This window comes from Pseudarthrobacter sp. NPDC058196 (assembly GCF_042882685.1).
In the GTDB taxonomy this organism is placed as follows: Bacteria; Actinomycetota; Actinomycetes; order Actinomycetales; family Micrococcaceae; genus Arthrobacter.
In genome coordinates, this window is record NZ_JBHVVN010000009.1 from 40,477 (window position 1) to 53,255 (window position 12,779).

The following is a 12,779-nucleotide window of genomic DNA, read 5'->3' on the forward strand; positions in this document are numbered from 1 at the left end:
GATGTTGACTGTATGGATGAGAGCCATCTGGAAGGGTGCCATCGCGTTCGGGCTGGTCAACGTGCCCGTGAAGGTCTACAGCGCCACTGAGGATCATGACATCAGTCTGCACCAGGTCCACAACGCCGACGGCGGAAGGATCCGCTACCAGCGCCGGTGCGAGGTCTGCGGGGAGGTGGTGGACTACTCGGACATTGAGAAGGCGTTCGAGGAGGACGGCCGGACCGTGGTGCTGTCCAAGGAAGAGCTCAAGTCCATTCCGGCCGAGAACAGCCACGAGATCGAAGTGGTGCAGTTCGTGCCGTCCGAGCAGCTTGAACCCATGATGTTCGAGAAGAGCTACTACCTGGAACCGGATTCCAAGTCGCCCAAGGCCTACGTGCTGCTGCGCCGGGCCCTGGAGGACACGGACCGGGTGGCGGTGGTCCAGTTCGCGCTGCGGGAGAAGACCCGGCTGGGGGCCCTGCGGATCAAGGACGACGTGCTGGTGCTGCAGTCGCTCCTCTGGCCGGACGAGGTGCGGGAGGCCAGCTTCCCGTCCCTGGAAGCAGACATCAGGATCTCGGCGCAGGAACGGGACATGTCCGCGGCCCTGGTGGAGTCCATGGCTGCTGATTTCGACCCCACGTCCTTCACCGACGAGTACCAGGTGCAGCTCCGCCAGCTCATCGAGGCAAAACTCGAACAAGGCGAATCGCTGGATACGGAGGAGACTTTCGGCATCGAGCCCGGAGAGGGCGGCAAGGGCGAGGTCATCGACCTGATGGAAGCCCTGAAGCGGAGCCTGGACCGGAAGCGCGGCGGCGGTGCCGCCGCGGGCGGGGATTCCGACGGCGGCGCGGACGCGGGGGACGAAGAACCTGCCAAGCCCGCACGCAAGGCCGCCGGCACCAAGGCGTCCGGCACCAGGACAGCCGCCGCCAAGACGGGTACCGACGACGCAAAGTCCGCCACCGCAAGGCAGGCCGGCAAGGCCACTGCCACCAAGGCTGCCGCGAAGCCGGCGGCCACAACCGCCGCCAAGACCTCGGGCACCAAATCCACCGTCACCAAATCCACCGGCACAGCTGAGGGCAAACCGGCCGCGAAGACCAGCACGAGGACCCGCAAGCCTGCCTGAGCCTGCCCGCCCGGAACAGTTGCTGCGCCTTTACAGGGGCTGCCATGGCGTCCACAATGAGTCGCATCGCAGCCTCCGCTGTGGCAACAGCGCGCTGTCACCCATTCGGAACGGATCCGTGGGAACCGACACGTAAAGGGGCGCGGACATGAACGACCAGGCAGCAGCGGAGGCGGACCGGCAACTCAAGGCAAAACACCGGGCCATGTGGGCGTCGGGAGACTACCCGGCGCTCGCGGACGAAATGCTCCTGGAGCTGGGTGCCGTCCTGGTGGAGGCGTGCGGCATCAACCCGCGGCAGCGGGTCCTCGATGTTGCGGCCGGGACCGGCAACGCAGCCATCCCCGCCGCCATGATGGGCGCCAAGGTAGTGGCCAGCGACCTCACCCCCGAACTCTTCGACGCAGGCCGGAAAGAGGCAGCGAACCGGGGCGTCACCCTCGACTGGCAGGAGGCCGACGCCGAAGCCCTGCCCTTTGGGGACGAGGAGTTCGACACCGTGATGAGCTGCATCGGAGTGATGTTCGCACCCCACCACCAGGCTGCCGCCGACGAACTGCTCCGGGTCTGCAAACGTGGCGGCACCATCGGGCTGCTCTGCTGGACCCCGGAAGGATTCATCGGACAGCTGTTTGCCGCCCTGGGTCCGTACGCGCCGCCGCCCCCGCCGGGCGCGCAGCCCGCCACGCTGTGGGGGAGCGAGGAACACCTCCGCGAACTCCTGGGCGACAGGGCGGCCGGTATCCGCACCCGGAAGCAGAACCTGGCCGTCCGGAGCTTCCACCAGCCGGCGGACTTCGTCAGGTACTTCAAATCGCATTATGGCCCCATGATCTCCGTGTACAAATCACTGGCCGATGACCCGGACAAGGTCAAAGCCCTGGACAAGGCCCTCACGGACCTGGCGGACTCCTACGGGGACGCGCACGGCGACATCCCGTTCCAGATGGAATGGGAATACCTGGTCTTTACCGCGAGGAAGGATTGAGCATGACCGATCACGTGGCAACGTCCGTCACCACCATCGACGCCCCGCCGGACCGTGTGTGGGAGGTCATCACCGACCCCGCGGCGGTGAAGGAGTTCATGTTCGGGGCCGCCCTGCAGACGGACTGGAACGTTGGCAGCCCGATTATCTGGGAAGGCGAGTGGGAAGGGAAACCGTACCAGGACAAGGGCGAGATCCTGGCCGTTGAACCGGGGCGGAAATTGGTCCACACCCACTTCAGTCCGCTGTCCGGCCAGCCGGACGAGCCCGGAAACTACCACACGCTCGAATGGACCCTGGAGGGCCAGGGCGGCACCACCCGGCTGACCCTGGCCCAGGACAACAACCCCAGCGAAGAAGCCGCGGCCCACTCCCAGGCGATGTGGGACAAGCTGGTGGCGGACGTGAAGGCCATCGCCGAACGCGGCTGACTCCCGCCTCCCAACTGGGTCGCAATTGTTGTCGTTTTGAGCGTCCAAAACGACAACAACTGCGACCTACTTGGGTGGGGTGGAGCTTAAAGCCAAGCGGCCGCCGTCGGGCCCCCTCTTTGGGGAAGCCCGACGGCGGCCGCCGGCTGTGTGCTGCCGGGCAGCGAGGCTGCTACTCGGCGTCGTGATCCGTTTCCAGGATCTGCACCAGGCGCTCCAGGGCGTCGTCCGCACCCGCGCCCTCGGCGCGGAGGACCACAACGTCGCCGTGCGAGGCCCCCAGGCTCATGAGGGACAGGATGCTGGCGGCATCCATTGCCTCGTCGGCAGGCTCCCCTTCACGGGCGATGGTGATCTCCAGGTCGAACTCGCCTGCCGCCTCAGCGAAGATGGCGGCGGGGCGTGCGTGCAGGCCCACTCGGCTGGCGACGGTTGCGGTGCGTTCTGGCATTGTTGCTCCTTAGGCGTTCGGCGTGCTGACGGTTCAGCGCCGGGAGGATAGGTGGGTCGGGGCCGGCTTAGACGGTTACGGGAACCGGTTCAACCGTATCAACGGTCTTCTTGACTGCCCAGCGTTTGAGGGCGATCACGGACAGGGCCGTAACTACCGTACCGACGACGATCGAGACGACGAACATCACGAAGTTGTCAATGGCGAAGAAGACGAAGATGCCGCCGTGCGGTGCCTTGGATCCGACGCCCGCCGCCATCGAGATGGCTCCGGTCACCGCGCCGCCCAGCATACTGGCGGGGATGACGCGCAGGGGGTCTGCCGCGGCGAACGGGATGGCACCTTCGGAGATGAAGGACGCCCCCAGCAGCCAGGCAGCCTTGCCGTTTTCCTGCTCCGCGAGGCTGAACAGCTTCTTGTTCAGGACGGTGGAGGCCAGTGCCATGGCCAGCGGTGGAACCATGCCGGAGGCCATGACCGCGGCCATGATCTGCCAGGGCGCCTGGTTGTCGATGGTTGCTGCACCCAGGCCGGCGACGGCGAAGGAGTAGGCAACCTTGTTGACCGGGCCGCCGAGGTCGAAGCACATCATCAGGCCCAGGATCACGCCGAGCGCGATGGCACCGGCGCCGGTCAGGCCGGACAACCAGCCGTTCAGGCCCTTGGTGATGGCCACGATCGGGCCGCCCAGGATCAGGAACATCAGGCCGGACGCCACCAGCGATGCCAGCAGCGGGATGATCACCACGGGCATCAGGCCACGCAGCCAGCGGGCTACCTGCAGGCGGCCCACCACGTGGGCGATGTAACCGGCCAGCAGGCCACCGACGATGCCGCCGAGGAAGCCGGCTCCCATGAACCCGGCCACGGCACCGGCGACGAAGCCGGGGGCGATGCCTGGGCGGTCGGCGATCGCGTAGGCGATGTAGCCGGCCAGCGCCGGGACCAGGAAGCCCAGCGAGAGCGCACCGATCTTGAACAGCACCGCACCCAGGTAGGCGCCCAGCGGACCCCACGCGTTGTCAGGGAACTCGGTGGGCAGGTTGAACAGGCTGTTCTGGACCACGATGTTGTCCGCGTACTTGGTGATCAGGTAGCCGCCCATGAGGAAGCCGAGGGCGATCAGGAGGCCGCCACCTGCCACGAACGGAATCATGTAGCTGACACCGGTGAGCAGGGCCTTCTTGAGCTTCTGCCCGATGTGTTCGCCCTTCTCCTCAGCCTCGTGCTCGGCCTGCTCCTCGGCACCGAAGTGCGGGACGCGGCGGGCGTGGGGGTTGTCGGCTGCGGCGAGCGCTTCCTGGACCATCTTGTCCGGCTCGTCGATGCCGCGCTTCACGGGGGCGTTGATCACGGGCTTGCCGGCAAAACGCTCCTTGCCGCGCACATCCACGTCCACCGCGAAGATGACGGCGTCCGCGGCGGCGATGACGGCGGGGTCCAATGCCTTGGCGCCCGATGAGCCTTGGGTCTCCACCTGCAGGTCCACGCCCACTTCCCGGGCGGCTGCCACGAGGGAATCGGCCGCCATGTAGGTGTGCGCGATGCCGGTGGGGCAGGCCGTTACGGCTACCAGGCGCTTGGGGCCGCGTCCGCCGGAACCGGCCGCACCGGCTGCGGAGCCCGCGGCACTTGCGCCAACGGTGGCACCCACCGGTACCGCGTCCGCCGGGGCGGCAGCGTGCGCGGCGGGCTTGTCCGCCAGGGCGCCTTCAACGAGTTCCACGATCTCGGCCTCGGAGGAGGCGTTGCGCAGCGCTGCGGTGAAGTCCTTCTTGATCAGGGAGCGGGCCAGCTTGGAGAGCAGCTTCAGGTGCTCCTGGTCCGCGCCGTCCGGGGCGGCGATGAAGAACACCAGGTCCGCCGGGCCGTCCTTGGCGCCGAAGTCCACCTTGGGGTTCAGGCGGGCCATGGCCAGGGTGGGCACCGTGACGGCCGCCGAGCGGCAGTGCGGGATGGCGATGCCGCCGGGGATGCCGGTGGCGGTCTTCTGCTCGCGGGCGAAGGCGTCGGCGAAGAGGCCCTCGACTTCTGAGGCACGTCCGGTGGCAGCTACCTTGCTTGCCAGATGCCGGATCACCGCTTCGGGCGAGTTACCCAGGTTCTGGTCGAGCTCGACCAGTTCCGTGGTGATGAGCTGGGTCACTGTCAATCCTTTCGAAGGGCCGTGATGGTTACGGCATCCGGGGTGGTTTGGTGTACTGCCGGAACAGTGGAACCCGGCAGGGAGGCAGCGGCGGCACCGTGGGCCACCGCCTGACGAAGGCAGTCGGCCGGGGCGGATCCCCGGCCGTGGGCGAGCAGGTAGCCGGCCAGCGCGGAGTCGCCCGCGCCCACCGTGCTCACTGCGGCGACCGGCGGGTGCGTGGCCAGCCACGCGCCGTCGGCCGTTACAAGGACAGCTCCCTTGGAACCGAGAGTTGCCAGCACAGCACCCACACCGGAACGAACGACGGCGGCCGCGGCGGCTGCGGCAGCAGCCGGGTCCGCTTCCAACTCGTCTCCGGTGGCCGGGGCAAAACCGGCGGCTGCTGCCAGCTCAGCCAGTTCTTCGGCGTTGGGTTTGAGGAGGTCCGGTTTCCCGGAACCTGGGGTTGCGCCGCTGCCCGTACCGTCGTCGGAGCTTCCGGCGTCGGTCAGGGAAGCGGCCAGGGGAGCCCCGGAGGAGTCGACGGCGATCAGCGGCGCAGTGCCGTTGCCCGCCTCCCGGATCCGCCGGGCCACCATGGCGTAGAAGTTTTCCGGGAATCCGGGGGGCAGCGAGCCGGCCAGGACCACCCAGCTGGCGCCGCGTGAGCTTTCCAGCAGCAACTTGATGAGGGCTTCCTGCTGGTCTGCGGCCAGGACCGGCCCGGGTTCGTTGATCTTCGTGGTGACGCCGCCGGGTTCGGTGAGCGCCACATTGGTACGCAGCGGCTCGTCGATGGGCAGGGAGACGAAAGGCACCCCCTGCTCGCGCAGTCCGGCCAGGACGGGATCGCCGTCCGCTCCGGGCAGGACCGCCAGGGAATCAAGGCCGGACGCCACCAGGGCGCGGGAGACGTTGACTCCCTTGCCGCCGGACTCCTGGCGGACGGAGACGGCGCGCTGCACCTCGCCGCGGGCCAGCGGGCCGGGGAGGGCAACGGTGCGGTCAAGGCTTGGGTTGGCCGTGAAGGTGACGATCATGCGATCACCACGTCGACGCCGGCGTCTTCCAGGGCGGCCGCGAGTTCCGGCCCGGGTTCACTGTCTGTGATCAAGGTGTCCAGGTCTTTCAGGGAGGCGAACTGGACCAGGGTTTCTGTGTCCAGCTTGGAGGAGTCGGCCAACACCACAATGCGGCGTGCCGACTGGACGAAGGCTGCCTTGACGGCCGCTTCTTCAGGATCGGGAGTGCTGACGCCAAAGGTGGCGTGGATGCCGTTAGTGCCAATGAACGCTATGTCCGGGCGGATGCGGGCGGCGGCGTCCACCGTCGCCTGCCCCACGGCCACCTGCGTAATGCCGCGGACGCGTCCGCCCAGGATCTGCAGGGCTACGCCGGAAACGTTGGAGAGCTTGCTGGCGATGGGAACAGCGTGGGTGATGACCACCAGTTCGTGGTGCGGGCCGGTTCCGTCGGAAGGCTCGACGGCGGTACGGCGCGCCAGCATGTCCGCGAGCACCTCGGTGGTGGTGCCGCCGTCCATGAGGACGCTGGCCGGCGAGTTCCGTGGAATCAGCGCGAGTGCTGCCTCCGCGATGCGGACCTTCTGGTCCGGCCGCTGGATGGCGCGCTCGGTGACGCTTTCTTCGGTGGTGCTGAAGCGGTCGGCAGCCACGGCGCCGCCGTGGACCCGGCGGACGGTGCCCGCGTTCTCCAGGGCGGCAAGGTCCCTGCGCACGGTTTCGGTGGTGATGCGGAAGCGCTCTGCCAGCAGGGTCACGCTGACCCGGCCGTTGCCGGCGACAAGCTCGGCAATCTTCTGCTGGCGCTCTTCGGCGAACACGTACCCTCCGTTGCGTAGGTTCCTGCGTGACTGGCATCACATTGATGTTGAGTTACTTGACTTTATCTTTGCTTGTGTTGGTTTGTCAATGGAAACCCACACGAAACAAAATCCGGCAGAAGAAGTGCCTGCGGACGCGCGAAAGCCGGGCTGGATGTGGTGGTCCAGCCCGGCTTTCGGGTTCGTGGCTTGATCCGGGCTCCGCCCGGGTTCCGCTGTGGCTAGATGCCGCCGTCGCGGGTTTCATGCCTGGTGATGCGCTCGCCCGTGTTGGGATCGATGACCGAGCGGGACTCGCTGACGCGGCGGCTCCGGCCGGGGGAGGCCAGGATCAGCGAGGCGATCAAACCAATGACGCCCACGGCGATCAGGATGTAGCCCACCAGCTGCTGGTCCACGAACGGGATCAGCCCGGGAGTCACGGCCCAGGCAAGGATGGCGCCGAGGGCGATGAGGAAGATTGACGAGCCAATTCTCATGACGTGCTCCTTATAGCCGCGTCCTGCGCGGCGCTGGTAGGGCATTTGCGGTGATGGTGGTGCGTATGGTGCCATTGCTAAGCATGCTGTCTGTCAGGCGACACGCTACCTCCCGGCGATTCCGGATTCAATCACCGCGCCGGGGCGGCGTGCATGCCTCGCTACGCTGGTCCGGTGGAAACTGTTGTGTGGTCCAAGCCGGAAGAACTGCGTGCCGGCACCCCATTGCTGGTGATGATGCACGGCTACGGCACGGACGAGTCCCGGATGGTGCGCCTCTTCGAGTATCTGCCCCAGGAGTTCACCTGCGCCGCACTGCGCGCTCCCATGCCTGTCGGGGACCGCTGGGGATGGTTCCTGCTGGACTACTTCCTGGCCAACGACTTCGCGGACGTCATCTCCGCGGCCACCTCCGTGCGGGCCTGGATCGGTTCGGTCAAGGACCAGCACAGCAGCGTCACCCTGATGGGGTATTCCCAGGGGATGGCGATGGCGAGCACGCTCCTGCGGCTGCACCCCGATGACTACAAGGCAGTGGTCGGGCTGTCCGGCTTCGTGCTCAACAACGAACTCCTGTCCACCATGGACTCCTTCGACACCAGGCGGCCGTTCTTCTGGGGGCGGGACAAGGCGGACCTGGTGATCAACGAGGACGCCACCGCCTACACCGCCGAATGGCTGGCGGAGAACACGTTGCTGACGGCCCGGACCTATCCGGGCATGGGGCACGCCATGTCCAAGGCCGAGATGGTGGACGTCAGCGCCTTCCTGCGCCACTACGTGCTGCGCTAAACCGCGGGCAGGCGCTGCCGGGACGCGGGAAAAAACAGTTGCCAGTCAAATTTGCAAGCGCTTACACTCGTCTGTGGCCATGATCGGTCCTGCAGTGGGCGGACACGGAGATGCTGCCGTGCGCTTAAGCGCCGGAGCCTCCTGTGGCCGCACCGGCGGGGCCGGCTGTCCGCAGACTGAAAGGACACCGCACCGCTGATGACACACCCCACGTCACCCCGGACCACCGACTGGACCGGCGCCGCCGCAATCCTGTTCGACCTCGACGGAGTACTGACGCCCACGGCCACAGTGCATGAGCGCGCGTGGCAGGAACTGTTCGACAGCTACCTGGCCTCGCATCCCGACGTTCCCGGGTACCGCGAAAGCGACTACTTCGACCATATTGACGGCAAGCCCCGCTTCGACGGGGTGCGGGACTTCCTTTCATCCCGCGGTATCAGCCTGCCCGAAGGCCCGCTCGACGACGACCCCGCCCACGAAACGGTCCAAGGCCTGGGCAACCGGAAGAACAGGCTCTTCAACGACATCGTCAGCGCCGGCGTCGAACCCTTTGACGGCTCGGTGCGGTTCCTCGAAGCGGTGCTGGCGCAGGGACTCAAAGTCGCCGTCGTCTCGTCCTCCCGGAACGCGCCCGCCGTCCTGCAGGCGGCCGGGCTCAGCCACCACTTCCCCGTTGTGGTGGACGGGGTGGTTGCCGCCGAACAGGGCCTGCCCGGCAAACCGAGCCCTGCCACCTACGAATACGCCGCGAAACTCCTGGACCTCTCCAGCGCTGAGTGCGTGGTGGTGGAAGACGCCGTGTCCGGCGTGCAGGCCGGACGGGCCGGATCGTTCCACTCCGTCATCGGGGTGGACCGGGGCGCCGGTCGGCAGACGCTCCTGGATGCCGGTGCCACCTTGGTGGTCAATGACCTTCAGGAACTCATCCCCTAAACCGGTGATGCCCGATCCCCCCGGGCAACCGGTGCCGCTAACCCCCCCCACCGCGGCACCCTTCCGAGCAGCGCATTTTCCCCGAATACCTCGTGCCCGCCCCACGGCGGCACCCAGCAAGGCCAAAGGATCCCCACCATGGCAGTCATTACCGCGGACCGCGAACGGTTCCCCGACACCCCCTGGCAACTCGTTGAAACCCGCCACGAGGCAGGTGTCGCGGGAACCCTAGAAACACTGTTTGCCCTGGGAAACGGGCACCTGGGCATCCGCGGCGCCCACTGGGCGGCGGCGGATGGCGGCCTGCCCGGCAGCTTCATCAACGGGTTGCATGAAATCTGGGACATCAAGCACGCGGAAAACGCCTTCGGGTTCGCCCGGACCGGGCAGCGCATCCTCTACATTCCGGACGCCAACAACTTCGCGGTGGTGGTGGACGGCGAAACCCTCAGCCTGGCCGAGTCCGAGGTCCTGGAATACCGGCGCGCCGTTGACTTCTCCACCGGAATCTACGAATGCCGCATCACCTGGCAGTGCCGGTCCGGGGCCGCCGTGACCACCACCGAACGGCGCGCCGTAGGCTTCGAATCCCGCGGCTGCCTCGGCATCTCGCTGGAAGTGGCCACGGACCGGCAGGTCTCGCTGGACGTTACCTCCCAGGTCATCAACCGCCAGGACCAGCCGGTGGAGGACCACTCCGTGCACGATCCCCGCCGGTCCGGCCGCCACGCCGGGCGGGTGCTGCTGCCCGTACGCCTCGACGGCGGCGACGGATCGCTGCGCCTCTCGTGGGAGGCCGCGGAATCCAAGCAACGGGTGGGCCTGGCAGTGGACCACTGGACCTCTGCGGGGCACCAGCCCTTCGAAACCCTGGTGGACCAGGACGACAGCAGTGTCCGGTATGTCCTGGCAGTGGACCCGGACGAACCCTTCCGGCTGGAAAAGAGCGTCAGCTACGCCGCCGGCCGCCGCGTCCAGGACCCGGACGTCGATGCAGCCGCGGTGGCCGAGGAAGCCCTCCGCCCGGTGAACGAGATCTTCGCCGAGAGCATGGCCCACTACCGCGGCTACTGGGCCACGTCCGACATTGTGGTGGGCGGCGGCAGCCCCGGCCTGCAGCAGGCCATCCGGTGGAACCTCTTCCAGCTGGCCCAGGCGACGGCCCGCGCCGATGTTGCCGGCATTCCCGCCAAGGGCGTGACCGGCTCCGGCTACGAGGGGCACTACTTCTGGGACCAGGAGGTGTACCTGCTGCCCTACCTCACCTACACCAACCCCGACGGCGCGCGGCAGGTGCTCGAGTTCCGCCACGGCATGCTGCCCGAGGCAAAGATCCGTGCCAAGGAACTGAGCGTGGACGGTGCGCTCTTCCCGTGGCGAACCATCAACGGACTCGAAGCAAGCGCCTACTACGCTGCCGGAACGGCCCAGTTCCACATCGCGGCCGCGATCGCCTTCGCCACCAACAGGTACCTCTGGGCCACCGGCGATGCCGCCTTCCGGGACGGAATGGGCGCCCAACTGCTTATCGAGACGGCCCGGATGTGGATCTCCCTGGGCTTCTTCGGCAAGGACGGCCTCTTCCACATCCACGGCGTCACCGGCCCCGACGAATACACGGCCGTGGTGAACGACAACCTCTATACGAACGTGATGGCACGCTTCAACCTGCGCGCCGCCGCGGCGCTGGAGCATGCCGAAATCACGCAGGAGGAGCGCCAGCTGTGGGAGGCTGCGGCGAACCTCATGCAGTTGCCGTTCGACACCCGGATGCAGGTGCACTCCCAGGACAACGACTTCATGACACTGGAAGCCTGGGACTGGACCACCCCGCGGTCCAAGTACCCCCTGCTGCTGCACTTCCACCCGCTGGTGATCTACCGCCACCAGGTCCTCAAGCAGGCGGACACGGTCCTGGCCATGTTCCTCCAGTGGCAGGACTTCACGGCGCAGGAGAAGCAGCGGGCCTTCGACTTCTACGATCCCATCACCACCGGCGACTCCACCCTGTCCGCCTGCGTGCAGGGGATCATGGCGGCCGAGGTGGGGTATTCGAAGGAAGCCCTGGACCACTTCACCAGTGCCGCGTTCATCGACCTGGATGACACCCACGGCAACACGATCGACGGCGTCCATATCGCCTCCACGGGCGGCGTGTGGTCCTCCCTGGTGTGCGGCTTCGCGGGCATGCGGGACCAGGGGCCGGTCCCGTTCTTCGATCCTCGCCTGCCGGCCGAATGGGATTCGCTGGCCTTCCACCTGAAGATCAGGGGCCGCCTGCTGCTGGTCCAGCTCGCGTCCGGTTCCATCACCCTGACCGTGCAGGAGGGCGAACCCCTGGAAATTGACGTCCGGGGCCAGCGCGTCCTCGTGGCGGCGCAAGCGGTGCAGGTACCGCTGGAACCGGTCGCGGTACCCGAACCTACAGTCTTCCCCAGCGGCCTGCCGACGGCGAGCATCCCGGTGGTGCGCGGCAACAGCTAGGCAACGCGTCCGACGGCGGGCCGGCAGCTTCGGTTGCCGGCCCGCCTAAGCCTCCTACCGCCGTTATGCGTTCCAGCGGTCCTAGCCTCCGAGGAGGGTGCTGGCTTCCTGGCGGGTGGTGCCGGAGTCTTGGATGCCGTCGGCGATGTGGGCGAGTTCGGCGGGGATGTCGCGGCCTTTTTTGCGCATGGCGGTGGCCCAGAGGCGGCCGGCGCGGTAGGAGGAGCGGACCAGGGGGCCGGACATGACGCCGAGGAAGCCGATTTCCTGGGCTTCGTGCTGGAGGTCCACGAATTCCTGGGGTTTGACCCAGCGGTCCACGGGAAGGTGGCGTTCACTCGGGCGGAGGTATTGGGTGATGGTGATCAGGTCGCAGCCGGCGGCGTGGAGGTCGCGGAGGGCTTCGGAGATTTCCTCGCGGGTTTCGCCCATGCCCAGGATGAGGTTGGATTTGGTGACCATGCCCAGGTTCCGGCCCTGGGTGATGACGTCCAGGGAGCGGTCGTAGCGGAACGCGGGCCGGATCCGTTTGAAGATCCGGGGCACGGTTTCGACGTTGTGGGCGAAGACTTCGGGGGCGGAGTCGCAGATCGCTTTGATGTGCTCGGGGTTGCCGGAGAAGTCGGGGATCAGCAGCTCGACGCCGGTGCCGGGGTTCAGTTCGTGGATCTTGCGGACCGTTTCGGCGTAGAGCCAGACGCCTTCGTCTGCGAGGTCGTCGCGGGCGACGCCGGTGACGGTGGCGTAGCGCAGTTGCATGGACTGGACGGAGCGGGCCACCTTGGTGGGTTCGAAGACGTCCACGGGGGAGGGTTTGCCGGTGTCGATCTGGCAGAAGTCGCAGCGGCGGGTGCATTCGGAGCCGCCGATCAGGAAGGTGGCCTCCTTGTCTTCCCAGCATTCGAAGATGTTGGGGCAGCCGGCTTCTTTGCAGACGGTGTGCAGGCCTTCTTTTTTGACCAGGTTCTTCAGCCCGACGAACTCCGGGCCCATCTGGACTTTGGCCTTGATCCACTCCGGTTTCCGCTCCACCGGAACGGCAGCATTGCGCTGCTCGATCCGCAGCATCTTCCGGCCTTCAGGTGCCAATGTCATGGTTGCTTCCTTTGTTTGCTCGAAGGGTTTCG

12 protein-coding genes are annotated in these 12,779 nt (G+C 67.0%); 6 read left to right on the forward strand and 6 right to left on the reverse strand.

The window, feature by feature from the left end; genetic code table 11:
* The first annotated feature begins 16 nt into the window (after nt 1-16).
* The 3 genes from ACFVVC_RS14015 to ACFVVC_RS14025 all read left to right on the forward strand — a co-directional run bounded on the left by ACFVVC_RS14015 (nt 17) and on the right by ACFVVC_RS14025 (nt 2,539).
* On the forward strand, nt 17-1,120 hold the full coding sequence (locus tag ACFVVC_RS14015) for a Ku protein (RefSeq protein ID WP_387454243.1): 1,104 nt from the start codon (nt 17-19) through the stop codon (nt 1,118-1,120).
* Between the two features lie 148 nt (nt 1,121-1,268).
* Complete coding sequence (locus ACFVVC_RS14020; protein ID WP_387454246.1) at nt 1,269-2,108, forward strand: class I SAM-dependent methyltransferase; 840 nt, start codon at nt 1,269-1,271, stop codon at nt 2,106-2,108.
* Between the two features lie 2 nt (nt 2,109-2,110).
* Complete coding sequence (locus ACFVVC_RS14025; RefSeq protein WP_387454249.1) at nt 2,111-2,539, forward strand: SRPBCC domain-containing protein; 429 nt, start codon at nt 2,111-2,113, stop codon at nt 2,537-2,539.
* Nucleotides 2,540-2,711: 172 nt separating this feature from the next.
* On the opposite strand, the gene ACFVVC_RS14030 is transcribed toward ACFVVC_RS14025, so the two are convergent.
* The 5 genes from ACFVVC_RS14030 to ACFVVC_RS14050 form a co-directional block, all read right to left on the reverse strand.
* Nucleotides 2,712-2,990, reverse strand: coding sequence for an HPr family phosphocarrier protein (locus ACFVVC_RS14030; RefSeq protein ID WP_018763716.1), 279 nt, complete (start codon nt 2,988-2,990; stop codon nt 2,712-2,714).
* Nucleotides 2,991-3,057: 67 nt separating this feature from the next.
* Nucleotides 3,058-5,136: a fructose-specific PTS transporter subunit EIIC gene (locus ACFVVC_RS14035; RefSeq protein WP_387454252.1), complete on the reverse strand. Its 2,079-nt coding sequence runs from the start codon at nt 5,134-5,136 to the stop codon at nt 3,058-3,060.
* A 2-nt stretch (nt 5,137-5,138) separates the two neighbouring features.
* Nucleotides 5,139-6,158, reverse strand: a complete 1,020-nt coding sequence (locus ACFVVC_RS14040; RefSeq protein ID WP_387454255.1) for a 1-phosphofructokinase family hexose kinase — start codon at nt 6,156-6,158, stop codon at nt 5,139-5,141.
* On the reverse strand, nt 6,155-6,961 hold the full coding sequence (locus ACFVVC_RS14045; protein WP_387454258.1) for a DeoR/GlpR family DNA-binding transcription regulator: 807 nt from the start codon (nt 6,959-6,961) through the stop codon (nt 6,155-6,157). Before ACFVVC_RS14045 ends, ACFVVC_RS14040 begins: the two co-directional genes overlap by 4 nt.
* A 221-nt stretch (nt 6,962-7,182) precedes the next feature.
* Nucleotides 7,183-7,440: a DUF6458 family protein gene (locus tag ACFVVC_RS14050; RefSeq protein WP_387454261.1), complete on the reverse strand. Its 258-nt coding sequence runs from the start codon at nt 7,438-7,440 to the stop codon at nt 7,183-7,185.
* Between the two features lie 174 nt (nt 7,441-7,614).
* On the opposite strand from ACFVVC_RS14050, the gene ACFVVC_RS14055 reads away from it, so the two are divergent.
* The 3 genes from ACFVVC_RS14055 (at nt 7,615) to ACFVVC_RS14065 (ending at nt 11,652) form a co-directional block, all read left to right on the forward strand.
* Complete coding sequence (locus ACFVVC_RS14055) at nt 7,615-8,232, forward strand: alpha/beta hydrolase (RefSeq protein ID WP_387454264.1); 618 nt, start codon at nt 7,615-7,617, stop codon at nt 8,230-8,232.
* A 198-nt stretch (nt 8,233-8,430) separates the two neighbouring features.
* Nucleotides 8,431-9,168, forward strand: coding sequence for an HAD family hydrolase (locus ACFVVC_RS14060; protein ID WP_387454267.1), 738 nt, complete (start codon nt 8,431-8,433; stop codon nt 9,166-9,168).
* A gap of 138 nt (nt 9,169-9,306) precedes the next feature.
* Entirely contained in the window at nt 9,307-11,652 is a 2,346-nt protein-coding gene (locus tag ACFVVC_RS14065) for a glycoside hydrolase family 65 protein (protein ID WP_387454270.1), read from the forward strand.
* An 81-nt stretch (nt 11,653-11,733) separates the two neighbouring features.
* On the opposite strand, the gene lipA is transcribed toward ACFVVC_RS14065, so the two are convergent.
* Nucleotides 11,734-12,747 carry a lipoyl synthase gene (gene lipA / locus ACFVVC_RS14070; protein WP_387454273.1) on the reverse strand — a complete coding sequence of 338 codons (1,014 nt, stop codon included), beginning with the start codon at nt 12,745-12,747 and terminating at the stop codon, nt 11,734-11,736.
* Nucleotides 12,748-12,779 lie beyond the last annotated feature (32 nt).